This window comes from Tumebacillus avium (assembly GCF_002162355.1).
Taxonomy (GTDB): Bacteria; Bacillota; Bacilli; order Tumebacillales; family Tumebacillaceae; genus Tumebacillus_A; species Tumebacillus_A avium.
Genome location: NZ_CP021434.1, coordinates 1,185,403 through 1,210,968, shown reverse-complemented (window position 1 = coordinate 1,210,968; position 25,566 = coordinate 1,185,403). Strand labels below are relative to the sequence as shown.

The window sequence follows — 25,566 nt, the reverse complement described above, 5'->3', positions numbered from 1 at the left end:
GGAAAGACACCGGAGCATTTTCTGGTGTCTTTCTGTCAGTCATAAAAGGTTAGTCTGATCAGTCAGTTTTTGATATTTAGCCTAACAGCCCAAAGGAGATGTTCTTGATGGCAAAAACGGTGATTGTCAGCACGGCCCGCACCCCGATCGGCAAATTCGGCGGCGCGCTTGCCCCGCTGGTTGCAACCGATCTCGGCGGTTTGGTGATCAAGGAAGCCCTGTCCCGCTCCGGCGTGGCCGGCGAGCAGGTTGAGGAAGTGATCATGGGCATGGTGCTGCAAGGCGGCGCCGGTCAGGTTCCGTCCCGTCAAGCTGCGATCAAAGCCGGCCTGTCCTGGGAAGTTCCGACCCAGACGATCAACAAAGTCTGTGCTTCCGGGATGCGCGCCGTGACGCTGGGCGACCAGATCATCCGCGCCGGTGATGCGCAGGTGATCGTCGCAGGCGGCATGGAGTCGATGTCGAACGCGCCGTACATCCTGCCGGGTGCACGTAACGGCCTGCGCATGGGCGACGGCAAAGTGGTCGACCTGATGCAGTACGACGGCCTGCGCTGCGCCTTCCACGATGTGCCGATGGCGGTGCACGGTTCGGACGTGGCAGCCGAGTACGAGATCTCCCGTGACGCGCAAGACGCTTGGGCGCTGCGTTCCCAGCAGCGTGCAGCAGCAGCGGTTGAAAGCGGCAACTATGACGCCGAGATCGTGCCGGTCGAAGTGCCGGGCAAAAAAGGCGCGGTCACCGTCGTCGGCCAAGACGAAGCGATCCGTCCGACCACCACGCTGGAAGGCTTGGCAGCTTTGAAGCCCGTTTTCAAAAAAGACGGCTCGATCACCGCTGGCAACGCGCCGGGCATCAACGACGGCGCAGCAGCGATGGTGCTGATGTCTGACGAGAAAGCGGCGGAACAAGGCATCAAGCCCTTGGCGACGATCCTCGGACACGCGCAAGTCGGCCAAGACGCACCGTATATTGCAACAACTCCGGGTCTGGCGATTCAAAAGCTCCTTGATAAGACAGGATATAAAGTGGAAGACATCGATCTCTTCGAAGTGAACGAAGCGTTTGCAGCGGTCATCCTCACCACCGGCAAGATCGTCGGCTGGGACGAAGAGAAAGTCAATGTCAACGGCGGCGCAGTTGCGCTGGGCCACCCGATCGGCGCTTCCGGCGCCCGCATCATCGGCGCGTTGATTCACGAACTGCGCCGTCGCGGCGGCGGTTTGGGCATTGCGGCGATCTGCTCGGGCGCGGCACAAGGCGACGCGATTCTGCTCCAAGTGCACGGCGAATAACCCGATTCACTTTTTCCGACAAATATTGCCCGGGGAATGGACGTATCAGATTCCCCGGGCGACTACATACCAACTGGAGGGACTTACATAATGGAAATCCGCAAAGTTCTCGTCATCGGTGCCGGCCAAATGGGCGCCGGGATCGCGCAAGTCGCAGCTCAAGCCGGGCTGGAAGTCGTATTGAACGACCTGAAACCGGATTTTCTGGAGCGCGGCATCGCCACAATCACGAAAAACCTGTCCCGTGACGTAGAAAAAGGCCGCAAGACCGAAGAGGAAAAAGCGGCAGTGCTCTCCCGCATCAAACCGACCACCAACATGGGCGACGCGCATGACGCACAACTGGCGATCGAAGCGGCGACCGAAAACATGGAGATCAAGAAAAACATCTTCCGCCAAATGGACGAAGTGCTTCCGGAAGGCGCGATCCTCGCGACCAACACCTCTTCGCTCCCGATCACCGAAATCGCAGCGGTCACGTCCCGTCCGGAGCTGGTCATCGGCATGCACTTCATGAACCCGGTGCCGGTGATGAAGCTGGTCGAGATCATCCGCGGCCTGGCGACGACCGACGAAGTGTACAAGTCGATCGAAGACCTGTCCAAGCAGATGGGCAAAGTTCCGGTCGAAGTGAACGACTTCCCGGGCTTCGTCTCCAACCGCGTGCTGATGCCGATGATCAACGAAGCGATCTACTGCGTCTTTGAAGGCGTCGCAACGCCGGAAGCGGTCGACGAAGTGATGAAGCTGGGCATGAACCATCCGATGGGCCCGCTGACCCTGGCCGACTTTATCGGTCTGGACACCTGCCTCGCGATCATGGAAGTGCTGTACGAAGGGTTTGGCGATTCCAAATACCGTCCGTGCCCGCTGCTGCGCAAGTACGTAAAAGCCGGCTGGCTCGGCAAGAAAACCGGTCGCGGCTTCTACACTTATTCCTAATACCAGAGCACGGGAGGACGTTAGAACATGGACTTTCAAAACCTGTTGTTTGAAGTGCGCGAAGGCGTCGGCATCATCACGCTGAACCGCCCGAAAGCATTAAACGCGCTGAACTCTGCACTGCTAAACGAGATGGGCGCACTGCTCGATGACATCGCGAAAAACGACGAGATCAAAGTCGTCGTCATCACCGGCGGCGGGGAAAAAGCGTTTGCAGCCGGCGCGGACATCGCGGAGATGCAGGCCCTGACTGCCACCGAAGGCCGCGCTTTTTCGGCGAACGGCATGAAGAGCATCTCCATGCTGGAGACGATCCCGCAGCCGACGATTGCGGCGGTGAACGGCTTTGCTCTGGGCGGCGGCTGTGAAGTCGTGATGGCTTGCGACATCCGCATCGCGTCGACCAAGGCGAAGTTTGGCCAGCCGGAAGTCAACCTCGGTGTGACGCCGGGCTTTGGCGGCACCCAGCGCCTGCCGCGTCTGGTTGGACCTGCGATCGCCAAGGAGCTCCTGTTCACCGGTGATGTGATCGGGGCAGAGCGCGCCTACCAGATCGGCCTCGTCAACCACGTGGTCGAGCCGGAAGAGCTGCTGAACAAAGCGCTGGAAATGGCGCAGAAGATCGCAGCAAAAGGCCAGCTGGCCGTTCGCATGTCCAAGCAAGGCGTCAATGAAGGCATGAACATGGACCTGGCGCGTGGCTTGCAATACGAGACGGAGCTGTTCGGCCTCTCCTTCTCGACAGAAGATCAAAAAGAAGGCATGGCAGCATTCCTGGAGAAGCGCCCTGCGGAATTTAAAGGCCGATAATCGAGGGGGTCTCGAAATATGGATTTCAACCTGACGAAAGACCAGCGCGACCTGCAGCAGATGGTGCGCGATTTCGCACTCAATGAGATCGCGCCGCGCGCGGCGGAGATCGACGCAAGCGACGAGTTCCCGCGCGAGCTGATCACCAAGATGGGCGAGCTGGGCCTCTTGGGAATTCCGATTCCGGAAGAGTATGACGGGGTGGGGGCAGACTTCTTGTCCTACATGCTGGCGATCGAAGAGATCTCGTATGCGTCCGCTTCGGTCGGGGTCATTCTGGCGGTACATACATCGGTCGGCACGATGCCGATTTTGAATTTTGGCTCTGAAGAGCAGAAGCAAAAATACGTGCCGCGTCTGGCGGCGGGCGAGTTGATCGGCGCGTTTGGCTTGACGGAGCCGGGCGCAGGTTCGGATGCATCGGGCATCCGCACCCGTGCGGTGAAGCAAGGCGACACGTATGTGCTGAACGGCTCGAAGATCTTTATCACCAACGGCGAAGTGGCCGACATCTTTATCGTGTTTGCTGTCACCGATCCGGAGGCGGGCGCGAAAGGCGTATCGGCGTTTATCGTTGAGCGCGGTACGCCGGGCTTCTCCATCGGCAAGAAAGAGCACAAGATGGGGATGAACGGTTCGGGCACGGTCGAATTGATTTTTGACAACGCGCAAGTTCCGGCGGCACAGCTGCTCGGCTCGGAAGGCCAAGGGTTTACCGTGGCGATGAGCAACCTCGACGGCGGGCGGATCGGCATCGGCGCACAGGCGCTGGGGATTGCCCGGGCAGCTTTTGACGCGGCACGGATGTATGTGCAGCAGCGCGAGCAGTTCGGCCGTCCGATCGCCGATTTCCAAGCGGTGCAGTTTATGCTCGCCGACATGGGGACGAAAATCGAAGCGTCCCGCCTGCTGATCTACAACGCGGCATCGCTGCGTCAGGCCAAGCTGCCCGTTTCCAAGCAGGCGTCGATGGCGAAGTACTATGCGACCGACGCGGCGATGTCGGTGGCGACCGATGCGGTGCAACTGTTCGGCGGCTATGGCTATTCCAAAGAGTACCCGGTGGAGCGCTACATGCGCGACGCGAAAGTTACGCAAATCTACGAAGGCACCAACCAGATTCAGCGTCTTGTCGTGGCGAAGAACCTGCTCAAGGGCCTGTAGGAAAGAGAGGAAGCAGAAGATGAACTTTCAATTGACGCAAGACCAACAGGAGATCCGCAAGCTGGTTCGCGATTTCGCGCTGAACGAGGTGGCTCCGGGCGCGATGGAGCGCGACGAGAAGGAAGAGTTCTCCCGCGAAATTTTTGACAAGATGGCTGAGATCGGGCTGTGCGGCATTCCGTGGCCGGAAGAGTACGGCGGCGCGGGCATGGACTATGTGTCCTACGTGATCGCGGTGGAAGAGCTGTCCCGCATCGACGCATCGGTTGGTGTAACGCTTTCCGTGCAGACTTCGCTGGCGGGCTGGCCGATCTACAAGTTCGGCAATGAAGAGCAGAAGCAGAAGTACCTGCGCCGTCTGGCGGAAGGCACTTCGATCGGCGCATACGGCCTGACCGAGCCGGGCTCCGGCACCGACGCGGGCGGCATGCGCACGACGGCGGTGGAGAAGGACGATCACTGGGTGATCAACGGCTCCAAGATCTTTATCACCAACGGCGGCGTGGCCGACATCTACGTGGTGTTTGCTGTGACCGACATGGAAAAGCGCACCCGTGGCGGCATCACGGCGTTTATCGTGGAAGCGGACTTCCCGGGCTTCTCCGTCGGCAAGCATGAGAAGAAGCTGGGCATTCGTTCCTCGACGACGACCGAGATCATTTTTGACAACTGCATCGTGCCGAAGGAAAACATGCTCGGCCAGCTCGGCGAAGGCTTCAAGATCGCGATGATGACCCTCGACGGCGGCCGTAACGGCATCGCGGCACAGGCGCTGGGCATCGCGCAAGGCGCGCTCGATCTGGCAGCCGACTACGCGAAACAGCGCGAGCAGTTCGGCCAGTCGATCTCCAACTTCCAGGCGATCCAGTTCAAGCTCGCCGACATGGCGACCGAGATCGAAGCGGCACGCCTCTTGACCTACCAGGCGGCATGGCTGGAGTCGGAAGGCCTGCCGTACGGCAAGCAGTCGGCGATGTCGAAAGTGTTTGCATCTGACGTGGCGATGAAAGTCGCAGTGGAAGCGGTGCAGATCTTTGGCGGCTATGGATTCACCCGCGAGTATCCGGTGGAGCGCTTCCTGCGCGACGCGAAGATCACCCAGATCTACGAAGGCACCAACGAAGTCCAGCGCATGGTTATCGCGCGCCACATCCTGAAGGAGAAGTAAGATGCACGAGCTGGTTCAGCGGATTCTCAGCGGCGACAAGCGCGCCGCAGCCCGTGCGATCACGCACATCGAGAACGATGCGCCGCAAAAGCACGACATCCTGCGCGACCTGCACCCGCACACGGGCAAAGCCTACCTCGTCGGCCTCACCGGGTCGCCGGGGGCAGGCAAAAGCTCGTTGACCGACCGCGTCATCACCTACCTGCGCAAGGAGCTGGGGATGCGGGTGGGCGTGGTGGCCGTCGACCCGACCTCGCCGTTCACCGGCGGGGCGATCCTCGGCGACCGCGTGCGGATGGGCGCGCATGCCCTCGATCCTGACGTGTTCATCCGCTCGATGGGCACGCGCGGGTCGCTGGGCGGTCTGGCCCGCACGACCCAGGAGGCGCTGCGCGTGCTCGATGCATGGGGCTGTGATGTGATCCTGATCGAAACGGTGGGCGTCGGGCAGTCGGAGCTTGACATCATGAATGTGGCCGATTCGACCGTCGTGGTGTTGAACCCGTCGGCAGGCGACCATATCCAGACGATGAAGGCGGGGATCATGGAGATCGCCGATCTGTTTGTGATCAACAAGGCCGACCTGCCGGGCACCGACAAGACCGACCGCGAAGTCAGCAACATGCTCGACCTGATGGGCCACGTCCCGTGGCGTCCGCCCGTCACCCGCACGATCTCCCGCGACAACAAAGGCATCCCCGAGTTCTGGGCCAAAGTCCAGGAGCACGAAGCCTACCTGCGCTCCGCAGGCGTGTGGGAGCAGCGCCGCCACAAGCGCCGCCAGGATGAGGTCGTGGCGATCATCGAAGGCCAGATGACCCGCCGCTTAAAAGAGCTCATGCACGGCGACGCCGCCTGGAGCAGCAAGATCGCTCAGGTGGAGCAAGGGGCGGTCGATCCGTATACGATCGCCGATGAGATGATCGGGAAACTCCTCAAGTAACACGAAATACGAAAGACCCCCGAATGTTCGGGGGTCTTTTTTATTCTGCTTCTTCAGCAGCATCTTCTTGGCGGAGTGTGTTCTGGTATTTATAAAAAACGCGGTTCAGCATGACGATCGATCTCTTGTCTTTTTCGCGAAACGCTCTGGACAGTTGGTTCCGTAGCCAACTTGGCATCATTCCTCCCCTTGTCGCAAGAATTTGCTCCTAGGCTATGCAAAGGGGACGGGAAAGGTGCCTATTTCTCGTCGAGTTCGATGAGGTCTGCCTGCGATACGATCTGCGTGATCTCCACGCCGGCTTGGGTCAGCAGCTGCACCGCATACTCGTCGATGCGGTAGCCTTCCGCGTAGAAGATCTCCCGCACCCCTGCCTGAATGATCTGCTTGGAGCAGAGCAGGCAGGGGAAATGGGTCACGTAGATCGACGCGCCTTCTGTCGAGACGCCGAATTTGGCGCACTGCAGGATGGCGTTCGATTCGGCATGGATGGTGCGGATGCAATGTCCGTTCACCACATGGCAGCCAACATCGTGGCAATGCACGTCACCGGCGACGCTGCCGTTGTAGCCGGTGGAGATGATCCGTTTGTCGCGCACGATCACCGCGCCGACATGCAGGCGGTCACAGGTGGCGCGGGTGGCGACCATCTTGGCCTGATCCATAAAGTATTCGTTCCATGGTTTGCGCATCGGGGGAGCCCTCCCTGTTCTCAAACTTCTATTTCTATTCTACCTTGCCGGAAAATAGGTGTCGAACGGAAGATTAGTTTCCGACAATTCGACGTGCGCTTCGACGGCAGACCCCCTTTTGACGGCGAATGCATGTTCTCTCTTGCAATCTTTGGAAGCCCAAACGGCGCGGCTTCCCGGCATTTCACGGACATACGTTCGGCAAAACTCCCCCGATAGTTGTCGGAAATTTCCCTGTTTAGGGCGCGGCGTTTTGACAAACATCGCTGAGAATCCATGCTATTCTGAGACCATTCAAATCACGAGACGGGATGGTGGACAAGCATGTGGAAACGGATTTGGGAAGGACGTCTGGCCTTTGGGGGAGGCGGACAGGTTGAGGCGGGGCCGCTTGGCGGCGTCACTTCCCGATGGCAGCGGCTGCAAAGCCGGATGGGAGCGCTGGTCGGCAGAGGGACTCTGGTGCTGGTGATCATGGCCTTCTTCCTCGGGCGGGCGATGATCTTAGGAGAGCTCGCCCCCTTCTCAATCGCCTTCTACGCGGTGATCCTGCGGCTGAAGCGCTCAGCTGCCAAACCGGTGCTGCTCTCGCTGATCGCCGGTTCCTTGACGGCACACGGCTTCTTCTCGATCTGGCCGATGCTGGCGGCCGCCCTGGTCTTCTACCGGGTGGTCTACGGGATGCTGACCAAGAAGAAAGCCTTGACCTTGAACATGGTGCCGTTTGTCGTGTTCCTCGTCGATGCGGGCGTGCGGCTGGCCGCGAGCGCCGCGACCGGCGACACGACGACCTACTCGCTGATGATGGGGCTGGTCGACGGGTTCCTCGCCATGGTGCTGACACTTATCTTCATCCAGTCCCTGCCGATCTTCACCTTCCAGCGCGGCGTCAAAGAGCTGCGCAACGAAGAGATCGTCTGCCTGGTGATCATGCTCGCTTCCGTACTGACCGGGTTCCACCATCTCTCGGTGGCCGGGATGTCGTTTGAAAATATATTCTCGCGCTACCTGATCATGCTGTTCGCGCTGATCGGCGGGGCAGGGGTCGCTGCCGGAGTTGGGGTGGTGACCGGGATCATTTTGACAATGGCAAGCATGCTGGCCGCTTCGCAGATCGGGCTGCTGGCATTCTCAGGTCTTCTCGCAGGTCTGCTTCGCGATATGAAAAAAGCCGGAGTCGGCATCGGATTTGTGCTCGGCACGGCGATCTTGACGGTATACGTCAACGATATGGCGTCGGTGATGGCGGCGCTGCAAGAGTCGGCGGCGGCGTTCCTGCTTCTCTTGTTCACACCAAAAAGCTTCATCGACCAGGTCTCCCGCTACGTGCCGGGGACGCATCAGCACTCGCTGTCACAGCAGGATTATGCAAGGCGTGTCCGCGATCTGATGGCGATGCGGATTCGCGAGGTGTCGAGCGTGTTTGACGAGTTGTCGCGCACGTTCTCGCAGATCTCCAGCACCGTGGTCAAACCGCAGGACGATGTGATGAACAAGACGTTTGATGTGGTCGCGAAAGAGGTGTGTGCCAGTTGTTTCAAGCGGACGCAGTGCTGGGAGAAAAACTTTTACGGCACGTATCGCGCGCTTTTTGACACGGCGACCTTGATCGATATCGAAGGAGGGGTCAATCAGTCGAACATGCCGGCTGAGCTGAAAAAGTTCTGTGTGCGCACCGAGCAGATTTTGCCGGCGATGAATCGGGCGGTGGAAATGTCGAAACGGGATATGCAGTGGCAGTACCAGCTCGCGGACAGCCGCAATATGGTGGCGGCGCAGCTGTCGGGGATCGGCACGATCATGGGGGATCTCGCGCAGGAGATTCGCAAGGAGAACAACGTGTCGGTCGATCATGAAGAACACATTGTGGCGGCGCTCGAACATCTCGGGCTGTCGATCCGGTCGGTGGATATCGTATCGCTTGATGAAGGCAAAGTCGAAATCGAAGTGACGTCGGCAGGGGCGTCTTCGGCCGACGAAGGGGAGAAGCTGATCGCGCCGCTGTTGTCGGAGATCATCGGGGAAAATATTGTGGTGTCGCGAAAGAGATTCTGGGAGGATGAAAACAGCGTGACGATGACGCTGTCGTCGGCAAAGATTTATCATATCGAAACGGGTGTGGCCAGCGCGGCCAAAGACGGACGGATGCATTGCGGGGATTCGTTTACCACATTGGACGTAGGGAATGGCAAATTCGCCGTCGCGGTCAGTGACGGCATGGGCAACGGCGAGCGGGCGATGCAGGAATCGAGCGCAGCGATTCGATTGCTGCAGCAGCTGTTGAAAGCGGGCTTCGAGGAGCAGATGGCGATTAAAACGGTGAATTCGGTGCTGCTCCTGCGCTCGAAAGATGAGATTTTTACAACGATGGACCTGGCATTGATCGACATGTTTACAGCGAAGACGGAGTTTTTGAAGATCGGATCGTCTCCGTCATTTATCAAGCGCGGGCAGCAGGTCTTCTCGATCGAAGGGGAGAACGTGCCGATCGGGATTTTGCAGGATATCGACATTCAGACGGTGGAGGAAGAGCTGAAGGAAGGGGATCTGTTGATCCTGATGTCAGACGGGATCTTCGATGCGCCGAAGCACACGGACGACAAGGAAGGCTGGCTGAAGAAGCGCATCGAGGAATTTGAGTCGAACAACCCGCAGGAGATCGCCGACATGCTCGTCGAGCTTGCCGTGCGGATCAACCACGGCAAGATCATCGACGACATGACCGTGCTGGTGGCGAAAGTGGAAAAATACAAGCCGGAGTGGGCAACGATCCGCATGCCGGGCGTGCAAAAGCTCAAGCGCAACTCCACGGTCGGCGCACCGGACGGAGCGGAAAAACTGGTGCCGATGAACTAATAGAGAACCAGATAGAGAGACCAAACAGAGAAAAAGGGATGGCTTCTGAATAGGGGGAAAGGGCTCTCATGTTGAGAGCCCTTTCTGTGTTTTACTTATGCAAATTAATAGATGCTAATAGTTTCAGGCGGGTGATATGCTTAGACACGAGACAGAACAGATTCGGTTCACTCAAGGAGGGTCGGCTCGCTTCCCAAGGAAGGTTCCCTTTCGAAGGGAGGTGAGAGTTCGTGGATACTACACAAGCTGCGGTCACGCTGATGCTTCAAATCGGGATGTTCACCATCGCTTTGATGGGTTTGGGCATCTCAGCTTTGAACCTGCTGATTGTGCTGTGGAAGCATTTCACTGAACATAGACAGAAGTAGATCCCCTTGAGGCCTCACCCTCGGGGATCTATGTTTCACACGATACGATCTCCTCAGGATAGCGAGCCGATCCTTTTGAGGAAAATGTCTGTTTTGGATCACAACCGCAGGTGCACCAACACTTGCGGTTCTTTTTTATTTTACCACGAGATTTTCCTGAATATAACGTTTTTATCTTGCACTTATTTGATTAGACCCCGCTTCCAAGGGCAAAGATGGAAAGTAACAAGGCTCGAAGAAGGGGTGGAACGAGATGTGGAATGATATGAAGATGAAGCAGATTTTGCTGATTACCGACGGGTGCTCGAACAAAGGCAGCGACCCGGTGCAAGCGGCGAGGATGGCGCGCGCGCAAGGGATCGCCGTAAACGTGATCGGCATCGTCGATGGCGGTGACCTCGGCTCGGCCGGGCGGCGCGAAGCGGCGGAGATCGCCGAAGCGGGCGGCGGGCTGTCGCGGATCGTCGAAGCCAAACAGCTGGCGATGACGATGCACATGATGACCAAACACACCGTGCAGATGACGATCCAGCAAGTCGTCAACAAAGAGCTCAAGCAGCTCCTCGGCACCGACGCGGAAGGCCTCCCGCCGGAGAAGCGCACCGAAGTCGCCGAGATGGTCGACCGCATGGGCGATGAAGCTCTGCTCCAACTCGTCCTGCTCATCGACACGTCCGCTTCGATGCACGAAAAGCTGCCCACCGTGCGGGAGGCGATCCGCGACCTGCAGATCGGCCTCGACGTGCGCAAAGGCTCGCATAAAGTGGCGATCCTCACCTTCCCGGGCTCGCCGACCGAGGACGTGCGCGTGCTGTCCGACTTCAGCAGCACGCTCGACCTGAACAAGCTCTCCAATGACCTGCGCGCCCAAGGCGGCACACCGACCGGCCCGGCCATCGAACGCGCCCTGCAGCTGTTCCAAGCGGGCGCGGCCCAGCAAGTGACTCCGTACCGCGAAGAGGATGACCGCGATGGCGACATGGCAGCCTACGTCGTCTGAGCCGCTGTTCCGGGCCGGAGAGACCTTCACCGGCGTTTGGAACAAACAGCGCTACCTCGTCGAAGGCCTGCTCGGGCGCGGCGCCAACGGCGAGGTCTACCGCGTTGTGAAACCAAACGGCGAACGGCTGGCCTTAAAAGTCTCGCCGCAGTCGAGCGACATCGCGCTGGAACATAAGATCCTGCAGCAACTGCAAGGGGTGGTCCGGGGCATCGACCTCGGGCCGCTCGTCTTTGACTTGGATGATGTCGACACCGCGCGCGGCAAAGCTTTTTTCTACGTGATGGAGCAGGTCCATGGCACCTCCCTGCCCCCGTTTTTGAAAAAGCGGGGCCGGCACTGGACGCCCGTCCTGATGCTGCAGCTCTGCACCTATCTGGAGCGGATGCACCAGCTCGGCTATTGCTTTGGCGATCTGAAAGCGGAAAACTGCCTCGTCGATGAAAAGCTTGGCCGGCTGCGGCTCGTCGACTTTGGCGGCGTGACGCCGTTTGGACGCGGGGTCAAAGAATACACCGAATGGTACGACCGCGCCTGGTGGGGACAGGGCAGCCGCCGCGCCGAAGCGTCGTATGACGTGTTTGCGCTGACGATGATGGTCGTCGCGCTGATCGCCCCCGACCTGCGTCACAAGCTCGCGGCGCTTACCGTGCCGAATTTTTCCCTGCTCAAACAAAGCGTCGGCGCCGATCCGCGGTTGGCCCCTTGGCGCGAGGTGCTCAATGCCGTCTGGAGCGGACGCGTGACGAGCGTCGAGCGCTTCCGGGAGGAGCTGATGCCGATGATCAAAGCAAGCGTGAAACAGGAAAAGCGCGCGGTCGACGACGAGCCGAAGCACGACTGGAGCGACTGGCTGCTGTTTGGTTCGGCCGCTGTGCTGGTCGGCGTGGTTTGCCTGATCTTTTTGTAGAGGAGTTTTTGCCGTGGACGGAAGGAAACCAAGCCCGAAACGCGAACTCTGTGAAAACGATTTTTAAGGGAACAGGTGAACACGCGATGAGCAGAAGTTTGGAAGTGGCGTTAGACCTGTGCCTGCGGGCCGGGAATATCATGCTGAGATGCGGAGCCGAGACTTCGCGCGTCGAAGATACGATCGCGCGGCTCGGCTATGCGTACGGCGTCGAACAGGTGCAAAGCTTCGTCACGCCGACCGGAATTTTTATTTCCGTGGAAATGACCGGGGAGACGACGCGCACCGGCATCCTCCGCATCAGGGGGTCGTCGGGGATCAATCTGTCCCAGGTGCACCGCATCAACGACTTGTCCCGCCGCTATGCGGCAGGGCAGGTCAGCGTCGAAGAAGTGATGGCCTCGTTTGACGAGATCGAGCAGACGCCGTACACCTACCGCCTGCGCTACCAGCACTTGGCGTCGGCGTTTGCGTCCGGCGCTTTTGCTGTGCTGTTTGGCGGGGCTGGGCGGAGTTTGTCGTTGGGGCGCTCTGCGGCTGGATCTCGCATTTTGTGCTGGGCTTGATCGGGTCGGCGATGCCGTATTTTCTCAGCGTGTTTTTCGCAGCCTTCTCAGGCGTCTCGGTGGCGGTGATCGGCGTGGTGCTGTCGGTCGCGACCAATTTTGAAGCGGCGATTATCGGGGCGGTCATCCCGCTCGTGCCGGGGGTATCGGTGACCAACGCCGTGCGCGACCTGATGGCGGGCGAACTGATCTCCGGCGTGGCGCGGGCGGCGGAAGGCTTCCTCGTAGCCTTCGCCATCGCGGCGGCCGTGGCGGCGGTGCTGGCAATTCGCGTGCACGGGGGGATCTGGTAGATGGCCGGGGAACATGAAGTGTTGCATCTGCTGCTCTTGTCTGTAGTCGCCTTCGCCGCGACCGTCTGCTATGCCGTGCTGTATCAGATTCCGAAAAAGGCGCTCCTGCTGGTCGGCATCGTCGGCCTCAGCGCCTGGCTGGTGCAGTATTTGACGCTGCAAGTGATCGAGTCGCCCGTCTTCGCAGCGCTGGTCGGCGGGTTCCTCGTCGGCGCGTTCAGCGAGAAGCTGGCCCGCCGCATGCGGATGCCGGTCACCGTCTTTGTCGTCGGCGGGATCGTGCCGCTGGTGCCGGGCTCGTCGGCGATGGCGACGATGCGGGAGTTCGTGATGGGCGACTATCTGGAAGGGCTGTCGCGCGGGACGCTGACCCTGTTGATCGCCTCGGCGATCTCGGCGGGACTGGTGCTCGCCGGTTCCTTGCTGCGCCTTGATTGGAGGGGAAAACGTGCTGGAAAAAGTCGCTGAGTCGATCTCCCGGCAGGAGCTGTTGGCAAAAGGGGACCGGGTGCTGGTCGCCGTCTCCGGCGGCGTCGACTCCTGCGTTCTGCTCGATGTGCTCAATAAGCTAAAAGCGAAATGGAACCTTCATCTGGCGGTCGTTACTGTCGATCATGGATTGCGGGGGAAGGCCTCGAAAGGGGATGTCGGATTTGTGGAAAGGCTGGCAGAGCGTTACGGTCTTCCGGTCTACGCCGGGTCGTTCGATGTGGCGAACCATGCGAAAAAACACAAGATTTCAATACAATCGGCTGCGAGAGATGTGCGTTATAAATTCTTTAGAGAAACTGCCGTTGCGCATCGATGCACAAAAATAATCACAGCACATCATGCCGATGATCAGGCTGAGACCGTGATGATGCGCATCATTCGCGGAACTTCAACGCGAGGGCTCACCGGCATCAGAGCCAAGCGGCTGGAAGACGGGATCTTTTACATTCGTCCGTTGCTTGAAATCTGGCGGAACGAGATCGAAATGTATGCCAAAATACAGGGAATCAGGTATCGGGAAGACGCTTCCAATGCATCATTAAAATACATTCGTAATAAGATACGATTACAACTTTTCCCCGAACTCGCCTCCGGGTACAACGAGGGGGTGAAGTCCGCGCTGCTCCAGCTGTCCCAGTTGGCGCGGGAAGATGAGAGCTATTTGGAGGAGTTGGCCTACGCGCGCTTCACAGAAGGCGTCACCCCGGCGGGAGCGGGTCGTTTAAAAGTCAATTGTGAACATTTTGTTGAAAGTCCGCTTCCTTTACAACGACGGGTAATTACACTAATATTATATTATCTGTGCGGACATACCATCCAATGGGAGCAAGTACATATCGAAAACATCCGCTCCCTGTTGGTCAGCTCATCGCCGAGCGGCCGATTGTCCCTGCCTGGCGGGGTCTCGGCTTGGCGCGAGTACAATGACGCCTATGTAAGCGTTTCGCAGCCAATCGCTGCGAAAACGGTTTCTTTGCCGCCACAATTTGTGTTGAGCAAGGAATTGCTTCAAGGCGCGTTGAAACTATCGGTAGAACCGCCGGGATTTGCATTCCGTTTGGAGGCCGAAGTGACACTTGGAGTGCCGCCTCGTCCGACAGACGCCTGGGAAGCCCAATTCGATGCTGATGAATTGTCCGGCTCCTGCATATACATACGGACATGGGAAAAAGGCGACGGATTCCGACCCTTCGGAATGCGGGGCACCAAGCTGATCAGCGATGTGTTCGTTGACGCCAAAGTGCCTAAACATAAGCGCATGACGTGGCCGCTCTTTTGTATCGACAACGAGATCGCCTGGGTGGTTGGCATCCGGCGGGGGCAGCAGGCAATGGTCACCGACAAGACTCAAAGAACGCTCGTCCTTCGGGCGCTGCGGCTCTCTTAATTTTTCAGGGGGGTACACGAACCTATGCATACAGATGTGCAAGAGATTCTCTTCACCGAAGAAGAAGTAGCCGCGAAAGTGCGCGAGCTTGGCGAACTCATCACCCGTGAGTATCAGGGAAAAGAATTGCTCGTCATCGGCATCTTGAAAGGCGCCGCGATGTTTATGGGCGATCTGGTCAAACGGATCGGCATGGTCGTGGAGATGGACTTTATGGCGGTTTCAAGCTATGGCAAGTCCTCCGAGTCCTCCGGCGTCGTGCGGATCATCAAAGACCTCGACAAGAGCATTGAAGGGCGTCACGTGCTGATCGTGGAAGACATCATCGACACGGGTCTGACCCTGCATTATTTAAAGAACCTGCTGGAACAAAGAAATGCCGCTTCGGTCAAAGTCGCAGCGCTGCTCGACAAGCCGGAGCGCCGCCAAGTTGAGATTTCCCCGGACTATCTCGGGTTCTCCGTGCCGGACCACTTCATCGTAGGCTACGGTCTGGATTTTGCGGAGCGATACCGCAACCTCCCCTATGTCGGGGTTCTGAAACCGGAAGTTTATCAATCCTAAACGCGAATCGGGCGTATGTGGTACCTGGGGTGCCGAGAGGAGGTAAGGAATGAACAGATTTTTCCGCAATGCCGGTTTTTATTTGCTGATCTTCCTGATCACCGTGGGGATTGTAAACTTCATCACGGGTGAAAAGCAGGAAAAGCTGGAAATTACGTATGACAAGTTCATTCAGAAAGTCGAAAAAGGCGAAGTCAAAGACCTGACCGTCACAAGCGAAGGGCTGACCTTGCGACTCACCGGTTCGATGGTGGGCGACAACGGGACGAAAGAAGAGTTCATCACTCGCGCGCTGTTCAGCGAAGAGTTCTCGCAGCAACTGAACGAAGAGCTGAAGACCGCCAACGTCACGATCAACGAGCCGCAAAAAGAATCGATCTGGTTTACCTTCCTCACATCGATCGTTCCGTTCATCGTCATCTTCATCCTCTTCTTCTTCCTGATGAACCAGGCGCAAGGCGGCGGTTCCAAAGTGATGAATTTTGGCAAGAGCCGCGCCAAGCTGTACAACGAAGAGAAGAAAAAGGTCACCTTCGACGACGTCGCAGGCGCCGACGAAGAGAAAAATGAACTGGTCGAAGTCGTCGACTTCCTGAAAGACCCGCGCAAGTTCGCAGCGCTTGGCGCCCGCATTCCGAAAGGCGTTCTGCTCAACGGCCCGCCCGGCACCGGTAAAACCTTGCTGGCGCGCGCAGTCGCAGGCGAAGCAGGCGTTCCGTTCTTCTCGATCTCCGGTTCCGACTTCGTGGAAATGTTTGTCGGCGTTGGTGCATCCCGCGTGCGCGACCTGTTCGAAACGGCGAAGAAAAACGCGCCGTGCATCATCTTCATCGACGAGATCGACGCAGTTGGCCGTCACCGCGGCGCAGGTCTCGGCGGCGGACATGATGAGCGCGAACAGACCTTGAACCAATTGCTCGTCGAAATGGACGGCTTTGGCGCAAACGAAGGCATCATCATCATCGCGGCGACCAACCGCCCGGACATCCTCGACCCGGCGCTGCTGCGCCCGGGCCGCTTCGACCGTCAGATCACGGTCAACCGTCCGGACGTCAAAGGCCGTGAAGCGATCTTGAGAGTCCACGCCCGCAACAAGCCGATCTCCGATGACATCCCGCTTGGCGCGATCGCTAAGCGCACGCCGGGCTTCACCGGTGCGGATCTCGAAAACGTGCTTAACGAAGCGGCGCTGCTCGCAGCCCGCAAGGATAAAAAGCTGATCGAAACGTCGGAAGTCGACGAAGCGATCGACCGCGTCATCGCAGGCCCGGAGAAGAAGAGCCGCGTGATTTCCGAACACGAACGCAAGCTCGTCGCTTTCCACGAGGCTGGTCACGCCGTCGTCGGCTACCACCTCGAACATGCGGATGAAGTGCATAAGGTCACCATCGTGCCGCGCGGCATGGCGGGCGGCTACACCGTGATGATCCCGCGTGAAGACCGCTTCTTCATGACCCGTTCCGAAATGTACGACAAGATCTCCGGTCTGCTCGGCGGCCGCGTAGCGGAAGAGATCGTCTTGAACGAGATCTCGACCGGCGCGCACAACGACTTGGAGCGCGTCACCGACATCGCCCGCCGCATGATCACCGAGTATGGGATGAGCGACAAACTCGGCAATCTGCAGTACGGCCATAAACAAGGCGGCAACGTGTTCCTCGGTCGCGACATCCAGTCCGACCAGAACTACTCCGACACCGTGGCGCTGGAGATCGACCAGGAGATGCGCCGCATCGTCGACCAGTGCTACAACCGCACCAAAGAAGTGTTGACCAAACACCGCGACCAGCTCGACCTGCTGGCCAACGTCCTCCTCGAAAAGGAAACGATCGACAAAGAAACGATCGACTCCCTGATGGAGACAGGCAAACTGCCGGACGGCACCGTCCCGGGCGTGAAAGTCAACATCGGCTCCGACTCTTCCGATTCCCAAGCAACCACGGAATCTGACGAGGAGAATAAAGATCAGTAAAACTGGAGACTTTAGAAAAAACACCTGTCGCTCCTACGGCAGGTGTTTTTTTGAAGGGTGGAAGAAACAACTTGAGACTCGCATCGCTGCTGAACATCACACCAGGAACCCGACTCGCCCAGCCGCTCTTAGACGAAAAAGGGCTCATTCTGCTAAACATCGGGATCGTCTTATCGGACAGCCTCGTCAACCGGCTGCTGAACATGGGCATCACGTCCGTTTACATCGAAGACGCCCGCACCGAGGACGTGGTGATCGAAGAGGCCATCTCCCAAGAGACGCGTCAAGAAGCCCTGCAACTCGTCTACAGCACCTTGCAGAGCGTCCAGACTTCGGAGCAGCACCCGCGCCAGTTTTATCAGGATCTGAACGGGCGCAACATCCGCCGCCTGTTCGATACCGTCTTGCATGAAATGAAGAGCAAGCCCGATCTGCTGCTGAGCGTCTCGAACATCTACACCACCGATGGATTTCTCTATCACCACTCGGTGAACGTCGCTCTGATGGCGCTGGCGATCGGCATTGAATACGGCTTGTCCGAAAAGCAGTTGCTCGACCTTGGCGTCGGCACGCTGCTTCACGATATCGGGAAGTTGCGCCTGCCCCAGGAGATCTTAAACAAACCGGGCAGACTGACCCCGGAAGAATACGAGATCATCAAGCAGCATCCGATGATCGGCTACGAGATGCTCCGCCAGCAAGACGACATCTCGGCCGTCTCCGCGCATGTGGCGCTCCAGCACCATGAGCGCGTCGACGGCAAAGGATACCCGCGCGGCTTAAAAGGCGACGAGATGCACATCTTCGGCAAAATCACCGCCGTCGCCGACGTCTACGAGGCGCTTACCGCCAACCGCGTCTACCGCAAAGGGCACCTGCCGCATGAAGCGTTGGAGCTGCTGCTCGGCGCGTGCGGCACCCAGTTTGACCGCGAGATCGTCGAGCTGTTCCTGAAAACGGTCGCCATCTACCCGAGCGGCCTCACCGTCAAGCTCAACACGGGGGAGACGGGTGTGATCATCCGCCAGAACCCGATCCACCCCCAGCGCCCGGTGATCCGAGTGCTTCAAGACGCGCAGGGGCGCACTGTGGAACCGTACGAAGTCAACCTGATGGATCACCTCACCACTTTGATCACTGCATGTGAAAGTTAAGGAGCGTCGATACCATGTCAACCGAACAGCGCATGAAATCAGACATCGAGATCGCCCAAGCAGCGACCCTGCGTCCGATCCAGGAGATCGCAGCACAAGTGGGCCTGACCCCTGACGATATTGAGCAATACGGCAAATACAAAGCCAAGATTTCGCTGGACGTCTACCGCCGTCTGCAAAACAAAGAAAACGGCAAGCTGATCCTCGTCACGGCGATCTCGCCGACCCCGGCGGGCGAAGGCAAGTCGACGACGACCGTCGGCCTTGGACAAGCGCTTGGCAAATTGCTTCAAGACACCGAACAAAACGCGATGATCTGCCTGCGCGAGCCGTCCCTCGGCCCGTCCTTCGGCATGAAAGGCGGCGCGGCCGGCGGCGGCTATTCGCAGATCGTCCCGATGGAAGACATCAACCTGCACTTCACCGGCGACTTCCATGCGATCACCTCAGCGCATAACCTGCTCGCCGCCCTGATCGACAACCACATCCATCAAGGCAACCAACTGCGCCTCGACGTGCGCCGCATCACCTGGAACCGCGTGCTCGACATGAACGACCGCGCCCTGCGCCAGATCGTCGTCGGTCTCGGCGGCCCGGCCAACGGCGTGCCGCGTGAGAGCGGCTTCGACATCACCGTCGCTTCCGAAGTCATGGCGGTGCTCTGCCTTGCGCAGGACGAGCAAGACCTCAAAGAGCGCTTGAAGAAAATGATCATCGGCTACAACACCGACAAAGCGCCGGTCACCGTCGCCGAACTCGGCGCAGAAGGCGCGATGGCTGTGCTGCTCAAAGACGCGATCCAGCCCAACCTCGTGCAAACGCTGGAGCACACCCCGGCGCTTGTGCACGGCGGTCCGTTTGCGAACATCGCCCACGGCTGCAACTCCGTGCTGGCGACGAAGATGGCGCTGAAGCTCGCCGACTATGTTGTCACCGAAGCCGGTTTTGGCGCAGATCTTGGCGCGGAGAAGTTCTTTCACATCAAGTGCCGCCAAGCGGGCCTGTCCCCGTCGGCGACCGTTGTCGTGGCAACGATCCGCGCGCTGAAAATGCACGGCGGCGTGGACAAAGCCAACCTCGGCACGCCAAACACCGAAGCGGTGCAGCAAGGCTTGGCCAACCTGTCCAAGCACATCGAGAACGTGCAGATGTTTAACATCCCGGTCGTCGTGGCGATCAACAAGTTCCCGACCGACAGCCCGGAAGAGATCGCCGTCGTCACCAACTGGTGCCAGGACAACGGGATTCCGGTCGCGCTGTCCGAAGTGTTTACCAAAGGCAGTGAAGGCGGCCTCGACCTGGCGAAGCAGGTGCTGGAGATCGTCAACACCCGTCCGGGCAGCCTGATGTACCTCTACAATGAGACGGACAGCATCCCCGACAAAATCGAAACGATCGTCCGCGAAGTGTATGGCGGTGAAGGCGTGCAATACACCTCGAAGGCGCAGACGATGCTCAAGCGCATCGAAGAGATGGGGCTCAGCCATCTGCCGGTCTGCATGGCCAAGACCCAGTACTCTTTTTCCGACAATCCGAACCTGCGCGGCCGTCCGGAAGGCTTTACGATCACGATCCGCGAGCTGAAGATCTCGGCGGGCGCAGGCTTTATCGTAGCGATCACCGGCGACATCATGACCATGCCGGGCCTGCCGAAAGTGCCGGCCGCAATGAACATGGACCTGCTTGAAGAAGGCAAGATCACCGGACTGTTCTAGAACTTCCCACACAACACAAAAGCCGTCTCGGGCATACTAAAACAAAGCCGCACTTTCTAACTTTTGTGACAAGTTTTTGTCAAATTGACACTTTACCCGATCAGAGTTAGAATGACAGAAAATAGGCATAATCAGCCCATTTTCAATTGAAGGGGGCACTGTCCGAGATGGCCACACTCCAATCAGCTCCAAATCGTGAACAGCTCGATCAATACAAAGAACGACTGCTTCAACTGAAAAAAGAACGCAACGCCATCATCCTCGCCCACTACTACATGCGGGGCGAAGTGCAAGAAGTGGCAGACTATATCGGTGACTCCTTTGGCCTCGCGCAAAAGGCAAAAGACACCGACGCAGATGTCATCCTCTTTTGCGGCGTTCACTTTATGGCCGAAAGTGCAAAAATTCTCAATCCAAATAAAATCGTGTTGATGCCCGACGAGCGCTCCGGCTGCCCGATGGCCGACATGGTCACCGGCGACGGACTGCGCAAGCTGAAGGCGGAGCATCCGAACGCAACGGTTGTTGCATACGTCAACACCTCGGCGGAAGTGAAAGCGGAAACAGACATCTGCTGTACCTCCTCCAACGCTTTGAAAGTGATCAACTCCGTCGAGTCTGACGAGATCATCTGGGTGCCGGACAAGAACCTCGGCCACTACGTCTCGCAGTTCACCGACAAGAAGATGATCATCTGGCAAGGCTACTGCAACACGCATGACCTGCTGACCCCGGAAGAAGTCTTGGCGCTGAAAGCTGAGTACCCGGACGCGCCGATCGTCGTGCATCCGGAATGCCGCCCGGAAGTGGTCGCGCTTGGCGACTATGTCGGTTCCACGACCGGCATTCTCAAATACTGCCGCGAGTCGAACTTCGAGAACTACATCGTGGCGACCGAAGAAGGCGTGCGTTACATGCTGGAGAAGGAATCGCCGGAGAAGACGTTCCACTTCGCATCGCGCTACATGGTCTGCCCGAACATGAAAGTTCACAACGTCAAAAAGATGGTGCGGGCGCTGGAGACGATGCAGCCGCAGATCGAAGTGGACCCGGAAGTGGCTGAAAAAGCCCGCCGTTCGCTCGACCGCATGCTTGAGATCGTACCGAAGTAATTTCCGGCCAGCAGAACAACACGCAGCTCGGTGAAGGAGACACATCCAGATGTTCTCACGATTCATAGCCAACTTTAAGGCAGAAGACGTTACCACCCATGACACCGACGTCGTCGTGATCGGCACCGGCATCGCCGGCATGTATACCGCTTTGAAGATCAGCGAATATGCAAACGTCATCATCCTTTGCAAAAAAGGTCTCACCGAGAGCAATACCAACCGGGCACAAGGGGGAATCGCTGCGGCCATCGCCGAAGGCGATTCCCCTGACTTGCATCGAGAAGACACGATGATGGCAGGCGCCGGTCTGAACGATCTCGCCGCTGTTGAAGTCCTCGTCAACGAAGGCCCGGACCTGGTGAACGACTTGATCCGCCTCGGCACCCAGTTCGACACGGAGCATGACGCAGAAGGCGAGCATCTGGCCCTGACCCGCGAAGGCGCGCACAGCAGACGCCGCATCCTGCACGCCAACGGCGATGCGACCGGAGCGGAGATCGTCCGCGCGCTGGCCGTGCAAGTGCGTCAGAACCCGCGCATCGAAGTGATCGAAGACGCGTTTGCGCTCGACCTGATCACCTCCGAACACGGTTCCTGCAAAGGCGTGCTCTACCAGAAGGACAAAGCACTCCATTACATACGATCCCAGGCGACCGTGCTCGCTACCGGCGGCGCAGGCAACATGTACCGCTACACGTCCAACCCGGGTGTCACCACCGCCGACGGTTTTGCGATGGCGTACCGCGCGGGCGCGAAACTGCAGGACTTGGAGTTCATCCAGTTCCACCCGACCACGCTGAACTATCCGGGAGCGCCGCGCTTCCTGATCTCCGAAGCGTTGCGCGGGGAAGGCGCGGTGTTGCGCAACATCGCCGGCGAGCGCTTTATGCCGGCGTACCACGAACTTGCCGAGTTAGCCCCGCGTGACATCGTCGCCCGCGCCATCGTCTCGGAGATTGAGAAAACGAAGGCGACGTTTATCTACCTCGACATCACGCACCAGCCCGATGAACTGATCAAGTCGCGTTTTCCGACGATCTATGAGTTTTGCCTGCAGTACGGCCTCGACCTGACCACCGACTGGATTCCGGTCGCGCCGGCTGCCCATTATGTCATGGGCGGTGTAAAAACCGACCTCTATGGCGAAACCAATGTCAGAAGGCTGTTTGCCTGCGGGGAAGTTTCCTGCACCGGCGTGCACGGAGCGAATCGTCTCGCCTCCAACTCCTTGTCGGAAGCGATCGTCTTCGGCAAGCGCATCGCTGAGCGCATCGAAGCGTTCCTGCAGACGGAGACCGGCGAATTCATCCTCCTTCCGAAGACGGAAAAAGTGATGAAGAGCCCGATTGAAAAGATCGACAACCGCCGCCTGCACCTGCAAAAGGTGATGGTGCGCCACGTCGGCGTCAAGCGCACCCGCGATTCGCTGGAGCGCGCGTTGTCCGAACTGGGCAAATACGTCCCGATGCTCTCCCATACGTATAACAAAAAAAGCGACTGGGAGTTCATCAACCTGCTGACGGCGGCAATTTTGACCACGCAGGCCGCCCTGCTCCGCGAAGAGAGTCGCGGCGGGCACTTCCGCAATGATTTTCCGAAAGCAAAAGACTCCTGGCTCAAACACACCATCTTCCAAAAGGATGTGGGTGTAATCGAAGAGAGGTGCTGACATGCTGCTTGATGAGCGTGTAATCGAACGCGCGGTTCGCGCCGCGCTAGAAGAAGATATCGGTTCCGGTGACATCACCACCAACTCCATCGTCCCGAAAGACAAAGGGGGCCATGGCACCCTGCTCGCCAAGGAGCCTGGCATTATCGCCGGGCTGGATGTGGCAGAAGTTGCGTTTCAACTGGTCGACCCGACGCTCGAAGTCAAGCGTCTGGTCAAAGACGGCGATGCGGTCGCCAAAGGCACGCCGATCATGGAAGTCAGCGGCTCGGCCCGCTCGATCCTGATCGCCGAGCGCGTGGCGCTCAACTTCCTGCAGCGCCTCTCCGGGATCGCGACCCGCACGTCGAAGTTCGTGGAGCTGGTGCGCTACTACAACGCCAAGATCGTCGATACCCGCAAGACCACGCCTGGCCTGCGCGCGTTGGAAAAATACGCGGTTGTCGCCGGCGGCGGACGCAACCACCGCTTCGGCCTGTTCGATGCGGTGCTGATCAAAGACAACCACATCGAGATCGCCGGCGGCGTCAAGCAGGCGATCATGGCGGCCCGCCACCAGATCCCACACACGATGCGCGTCGAGGTGGAAGTCGAGTCTTTGGAGCAGATCGATGAAGCGCTGGAAGTAAAAGCGGACATCATCATGCTCGACAACATGACGCCGGAAACGATGCGGGAAGCGGTCGAAAAGATCGCCGGCCGCGCCCTGATCGAAGCATCGGGCGGCGTGACCGAAGAGACGATCGTCGACATCGCCAAGACGGGCGTCGACTACATTTCGATCGGCGCTTTGACCCATTCGATCAAAGCGCTCGACATCTCGCTTGATATCCTCGCGAAATAACCGGGAGAAGGAAACTTATGATACTCGTTCTGGATGTAGGGAATACGAATATTACGCTTGGCGTATACAAGGGGCAAGACCTGCTCTATCACTGGCGCATCGCGACCATCCGCGAGCGCACCGAAGATGAGCTGGGCATCCTCGTGAAAATGATGCTCGCCGACAATGGTATCACCGTCGACGAAATCTCCGGCATCGCGATCTCTTCGGTCGTGCCGCCGCTGATGTTTGCTCTGGAGAAGATGTCGAACAAGTTCTTTGGCCACAAGCCGATCGTCATCGGACCGGGCGTGAAGACCGGCCTGAACATCAAGTATGAAAACCCGCGGGAAGTCGGCGCGGACCGCATCGTCAACGCGGTCGCCGCGATCGAAAAATACGGCTACCCGCTGATCATCGTCGATTTCGGCACGGCGACCACCTTCTGCGTGATCAACGATGTCGGCGATTATATGGGCGGCGTCGTGGCGCCGGGCATCAACATCTCGACCGAAGCCTTGTTCCGCCATGCGGCCAAGCTGCCGCGCATCGAGATCACCCGTCCGCCAAGCGTCGTTGGCCGCAACACGATCACCTCCATGCAGTCCGGCGTGCTCTACGGTTTCACCGGGCAGGTGGACGGCATCGTATCGCGAATTAAGAAAGAATTCAACCTGCCGTTCAAAGTCATCGCGACCGGGGGACTGGCGAACCTGATCTCCGCCGAGTCCTTCGAGATCGAGATACAGGACGACAATTTAACGCTCGACGGGCTGCGGATCATCTGGGACCGCAACCAGTAAAAAGGGAGGAAAAGCCTGTGGCAGTAAGACCAGTTGTGCTCGATCCGAACCCGGTGCTGCGCGCGATCGCAGAGCCGGTGACCAAGTTTGACCAGGAGCTGTTCACACTGCTCGACGACATGGCCGACACCATGTACGACTACAACGGCATCGGCCTCGCCGCGCCGCAAGTCGGCATCTCGCAGCGCGTGATCGTCGTCGACTACGGCGATGATCACGGCGGCCTGATTGAGATGATCAACCCCGTGATCGTGGAAAAAGAGGGTTCGGTCGTCGACGTGGAAGGCTGCCTGTCCATTCCGGGACTGCGCGGCAATGTCGAGCGCTTTGAGAAGCTCACCCTGCGCTTCCAGCAGCGCGACGGCAATACCTATGAGATGCCGGCAGATGGCTATTTTGCCCGCGTCTTCCAGCATGAGATCGACCATCTCGACGGCATTTTGTACACCGACAAGGCGATCGACACCTACCCGATCGAAGAGACGGAAGTGCAGGAAACCGAATAAAGTGAACAAAACCCTTGCGAACCGGCAAGGGTTTTTTCATAATGAAGAGGAATGGGACAAGACAGGAGCTGAGCGTATGGCTGATCAAGACGAGATGATTCGCAACTTGATGTCGATCATCGAGCGGATGGTCGATCTGCAAGACCGGATGGTAAAACAGTTGGAAACTGTCACCTCCCAAGTGGAAGAGCTTCAGCAGCGCCTCGACAATCTCGACCCGCAAGACCTCTCCAAACAACAGCGGCTGAACTAAACCGCTTGTTCTACTGCCCCCTTTTTCCACATATAATTCGATCTGAACTCCCGTAATTTTACACATTATTAAAAATATTTTGTCGCATATAGTCGAAATTTAAGGGAAA

General features: G+C 58.3%; 24 protein-coding genes and 1 pseudogene. 23 read left to right on the top strand and 2 right to left on the bottom strand.

Annotated elements, in window-relative coordinates:
• Positions 1-107: 107 nt before the first annotated feature.
• The 6 genes from CBW65_RS05525 (at position 108) to meaB (ending at position 6,322) form a co-directional block, all read left to right on the top strand.
• Positions 108-1,295 carry an acetyl-CoA C-acetyltransferase gene (locus tag CBW65_RS05525; protein WP_087455991.1) on the top strand — a complete coding sequence of 396 codons (1,188 nt, stop codon included), beginning with the start codon at positions 108-110 and terminating at the stop codon, positions 1,293-1,295.
• A gap of 90 nt (positions 1,296-1,385) precedes the next feature.
• Positions 1,386-2,237 carry a 3-hydroxybutyryl-CoA dehydrogenase gene (locus tag CBW65_RS05520; RefSeq protein ID WP_087455990.1) on the top strand — a complete coding sequence of 284 codons (852 nt, stop codon included), beginning with the start codon at positions 1,386-1,388 and terminating at the stop codon, positions 2,235-2,237.
• A 27-nt stretch (positions 2,238-2,264) separates the two neighbouring features.
• Positions 2,265-3,047: an enoyl-CoA hydratase-related protein gene (locus tag CBW65_RS05515; protein WP_087455989.1), complete on the top strand. Its 783-nt coding sequence runs from the start codon at positions 2,265-2,267 to the stop codon at positions 3,045-3,047.
• 18 nt (positions 3,048-3,065) lie between these two features.
• Complete coding sequence (locus CBW65_RS05510; protein ID WP_087455988.1) at positions 3,066-4,211, top strand: acyl-CoA dehydrogenase; 1,146 nt, start codon at positions 3,066-3,068, stop codon at positions 4,209-4,211.
• A 19-nt stretch (positions 4,212-4,230) separates the two neighbouring features.
• Positions 4,231-5,379, top strand: coding sequence for an acyl-CoA dehydrogenase (locus CBW65_RS05505; RefSeq protein WP_087455987.1), 1,149 nt, complete (start codon positions 4,231-4,233; stop codon positions 5,377-5,379).
• A 1-nt stretch (position 5,380) separates the two neighbouring features.
• On the top strand, positions 5,381-6,322 hold the full coding sequence (gene meaB / locus CBW65_RS05500; protein WP_087455986.1) for a methylmalonyl Co-A mutase-associated GTPase MeaB: 942 nt from the start codon (positions 5,381-5,383) through the stop codon (positions 6,320-6,322).
• A 40-nt stretch (positions 6,323-6,362) separates the two neighbouring features.
• Here the strand turns inward: meaB and cmpA are convergent, their stop codons facing one another.
• Together cmpA and CBW65_RS05490 are read right to left on the bottom strand one after the other, a co-directional pair.
• Complete coding sequence (gene cmpA, locus CBW65_RS05495) at positions 6,363-6,500, bottom strand: cortex morphogenetic protein CmpA (protein WP_087455985.1); 138 nt, start codon at positions 6,498-6,500, stop codon at positions 6,363-6,365.
• A gap of 61 nt (positions 6,501-6,561) precedes the next feature.
• Entirely contained in the window at positions 6,562-7,014 is a 453-nt protein-coding gene (locus CBW65_RS05490; protein WP_087455984.1) for a ComE operon protein 2, read from the bottom strand.
• Between the two features lie 324 nt (positions 7,015-7,338).
• On the opposite strand from CBW65_RS05490, the gene spoIIE reads away from it, so the two are divergent.
• From spoIIE to CBW65_RS05405, 17 genes and pseudogenes are all read left to right on the top strand, one after another.
• The gene (gene spoIIE, locus CBW65_RS05485) at positions 7,339-9,870 is read left to right on the top strand and encodes a stage II sporulation protein E (RefSeq protein WP_087455983.1); all 2,532 of its coding nucleotides are present in this window, start codon (positions 7,339-7,341) and stop codon (positions 9,868-9,870) included.
• A 230-nt stretch (positions 9,871-10,100) separates the two neighbouring features.
• Positions 10,101-10,238, top strand: coding sequence for a hypothetical protein (locus CBW65_RS24100; RefSeq protein WP_157721791.1), 138 nt, complete (start codon positions 10,101-10,103; stop codon positions 10,236-10,238).
• Between the two features lie 253 nt (positions 10,239-10,491).
• Complete coding sequence (locus tag CBW65_RS05480; protein ID WP_087455982.1) at positions 10,492-11,238, top strand: vWA domain-containing protein; 747 nt, start codon at positions 10,492-10,494, stop codon at positions 11,236-11,238.
• On the top strand, positions 11,210-12,148 hold the full coding sequence (locus tag CBW65_RS05475; RefSeq protein WP_157721790.1) for a protein kinase domain-containing protein: 939 nt from the start codon (positions 11,210-11,212) through the stop codon (positions 12,146-12,148). The genes CBW65_RS05480 and CBW65_RS05475 overlap by 29 nt, the downstream gene beginning before the upstream one ends.
• Before the next feature lie 86 nt (positions 12,149-12,234).
• A pseudogene (locus tag CBW65_RS25320) lies at positions 12,235-13,007 on the top strand (threonine/serine exporter family protein).
• Complete coding sequence (locus CBW65_RS05460; RefSeq protein WP_087455978.1) at positions 13,008-13,475, top strand: threonine/serine exporter family protein; 468 nt, start codon at positions 13,008-13,010, stop codon at positions 13,473-13,475.
• Positions 13,456-14,886, top strand: a complete 1,431-nt coding sequence (tilS, locus tag CBW65_RS05455; protein ID WP_198299759.1) for a tRNA lysidine(34) synthetase TilS — start codon at positions 13,456-13,458, stop codon at positions 14,884-14,886. Before CBW65_RS05460 ends, tilS begins: the two co-directional genes overlap by 20 nt.
• 24 nt (positions 14,887-14,910) lie before the next feature.
• The gene (gene hpt, locus CBW65_RS05450) at positions 14,911-15,450 is read left to right on the top strand and encodes a hypoxanthine phosphoribosyltransferase (protein WP_087455976.1); all 540 of its coding nucleotides are present in this window, start codon (positions 14,911-14,913) and stop codon (positions 15,448-15,450) included.
• A 49-nt stretch (positions 15,451-15,499) separates the two neighbouring features.
• Positions 15,500-17,422 carry an ATP-dependent zinc metalloprotease FtsH gene (gene ftsH, locus CBW65_RS05445; RefSeq protein ID WP_087455975.1) on the top strand — a complete coding sequence of 641 codons (1,923 nt, stop codon included), beginning with the start codon at positions 15,500-15,502 and terminating at the stop codon, positions 17,420-17,422.
• A gap of 71 nt (positions 17,423-17,493) precedes the next feature.
• A complete protein-coding gene (locus CBW65_RS05440; protein WP_087455974.1) occupies positions 17,494-18,576 on the top strand; it encodes an HD-GYP domain-containing protein in 1,083 nt (360 codons plus the stop codon).
• Positions 18,577-18,590: 14 nt separating this feature from the next.
• A complete protein-coding gene (locus tag CBW65_RS05435; RefSeq protein WP_198299758.1) occupies positions 18,591-20,291 on the top strand; it encodes a formate--tetrahydrofolate ligase in 1,701 nt (566 codons plus the stop codon).
• A 167-nt stretch (positions 20,292-20,458) separates the two neighbouring features.
• Positions 20,459-21,403, top strand: a complete 945-nt coding sequence (gene nadA / locus CBW65_RS05430) for a quinolinate synthase NadA (protein ID WP_087455973.1) — start codon at positions 20,459-20,461, stop codon at positions 21,401-21,403.
• A gap of 49 nt (positions 21,404-21,452) precedes the next feature.
• On the top strand, positions 21,453-23,072 hold the full coding sequence (gene nadB, locus CBW65_RS05425; protein WP_087455972.1) for an L-aspartate oxidase: 1,620 nt from the start codon (positions 21,453-21,455) through the stop codon (positions 23,070-23,072).
• A 1-nt stretch (position 23,073) separates the two neighbouring features.
• Positions 23,074-23,916, top strand: a complete 843-nt coding sequence (nadC, locus tag CBW65_RS05420; protein ID WP_087455971.1) for a carboxylating nicotinate-nucleotide diphosphorylase — start codon at positions 23,074-23,076, stop codon at positions 23,914-23,916.
• Positions 23,917-23,933: 17 nt separating this feature from the next.
• Positions 23,934-24,698 (top strand): type III pantothenate kinase, encoded by a 765-nt coding sequence (locus tag CBW65_RS05415; protein ID WP_087455970.1) that lies wholly within the window; start codon positions 23,934-23,936, stop codon positions 24,696-24,698.
• Between the two features lie 17 nt (positions 24,699-24,715).
• Positions 24,716-25,204 (top strand): peptide deformylase, encoded by a 489-nt coding sequence (def, locus tag CBW65_RS05410; protein WP_087455969.1) that lies wholly within the window; start codon positions 24,716-24,718, stop codon positions 25,202-25,204.
• Between the two features lie 76 nt (positions 25,205-25,280).
• A complete protein-coding gene (locus CBW65_RS05405) occupies positions 25,281-25,457 on the top strand; it encodes a hypothetical protein (protein WP_157721789.1) in 177 nt (58 codons plus the stop codon).
• Positions 25,458-25,566 lie beyond the last annotated feature (109 nt).

What these genes read in the sequence shown, in the direction of transcription:
- spoIIE (WP_087455983.1), top strand. Translation starts at nt 7,339, where the DNA reads ATGTGGAAACGGATTTGGGAAGGACGTCTGGCCTTTGGGGGAGGCGGA.
- CBW65_RS05435 (WP_198299758.1), top strand. Translation starts at nt 18,591, where the DNA reads ATGTCAACCGAACAGCGCATGAAATCAGACATCGAGATCGCCCAAGCA.
- meaB (WP_087455986.1), top strand. Translation starts at nt 5,381, where the DNA reads ATGCACGAGCTGGTTCAGCGGATTCTCAGCGGCGACAAGCGCGCCGCA.
- cmpA (WP_087455985.1), bottom strand. Translation starts at nt 6,500, where the DNA reads ATGCCAAGTTGGCTACGGAACCAACTGTCCAGAGCGTTTCGCGAAAAA.
- CBW65_RS05405 (WP_157721789.1), top strand. Translation starts at nt 25,281, where the DNA reads ATGGCTGATCAAGACGAGATGATTCGCAACTTGATGTCGATCATCGAG.
- hpt (WP_087455976.1), top strand. Translation starts at nt 14,911, where the DNA reads ATGCATACAGATGTGCAAGAGATTCTCTTCACCGAAGAAGAAGTAGCC.
- CBW65_RS05525 (WP_087455991.1), top strand. Translation starts at nt 108, where the DNA reads ATGGCAAAAACGGTGATTGTCAGCACGGCCCGCACCCCGATCGGCAAA.
- CBW65_RS05510 (WP_087455988.1), top strand. Translation starts at nt 3,066, where the DNA reads ATGGATTTCAACCTGACGAAAGACCAGCGCGACCTGCAGCAGATGGTG.
- ftsH (WP_087455975.1), top strand. Translation starts at nt 15,500, where the DNA reads ATGAACAGATTTTTCCGCAATGCCGGTTTTTATTTGCTGATCTTCCTG.
- CBW65_RS05480 (WP_087455982.1), top strand. Translation starts at nt 10,492, where the DNA reads ATGTGGAATGATATGAAGATGAAGCAGATTTTGCTGATTACCGACGGG.
- CBW65_RS05475 (WP_157721790.1), top strand. Translation starts at nt 11,210, where the DNA reads ATGGCGACATGGCAGCCTACGTCGTCTGAGCCGCTGTTCCGGGCCGGA.
- CBW65_RS05505 (WP_087455987.1), top strand. Translation starts at nt 4,231, where the DNA reads ATGAACTTTCAATTGACGCAAGACCAACAGGAGATCCGCAAGCTGGTT.
- CBW65_RS05415 (WP_087455970.1), top strand. Translation starts at nt 23,934, where the DNA reads ATGATACTCGTTCTGGATGTAGGGAATACGAATATTACGCTTGGCGTA.
- nadC (WP_087455971.1), top strand. Translation starts at nt 23,074, where the DNA reads ATGCTGCTTGATGAGCGTGTAATCGAACGCGCGGTTCGCGCCGCGCTA.
- CBW65_RS05490 (WP_087455984.1), bottom strand. Translation starts at nt 7,014, where the DNA reads ATGCGCAAACCATGGAACGAATACTTTATGGATCAGGCCAAGATGGTC.
- nadB (WP_087455972.1), top strand. Translation starts at nt 21,453, where the DNA reads ATGTTCTCACGATTCATAGCCAACTTTAAGGCAGAAGACGTTACCACC.
- CBW65_RS05520 (WP_087455990.1), top strand. Translation starts at nt 1,386, where the DNA reads ATGGAAATCCGCAAAGTTCTCGTCATCGGTGCCGGCCAAATGGGCGCC.
- CBW65_RS05515 (WP_087455989.1), top strand. Translation starts at nt 2,265, where the DNA reads ATGGACTTTCAAAACCTGTTGTTTGAAGTGCGCGAAGGCGTCGGCATC.
- nadA (WP_087455973.1), top strand. Translation starts at nt 20,459, where the DNA reads ATGGCCACACTCCAATCAGCTCCAAATCGTGAACAGCTCGATCAATAC.
- CBW65_RS05460 (WP_087455978.1), top strand. Translation starts at nt 13,008, where the DNA reads ATGGCCGGGGAACATGAAGTGTTGCATCTGCTGCTCTTGTCTGTAGTC.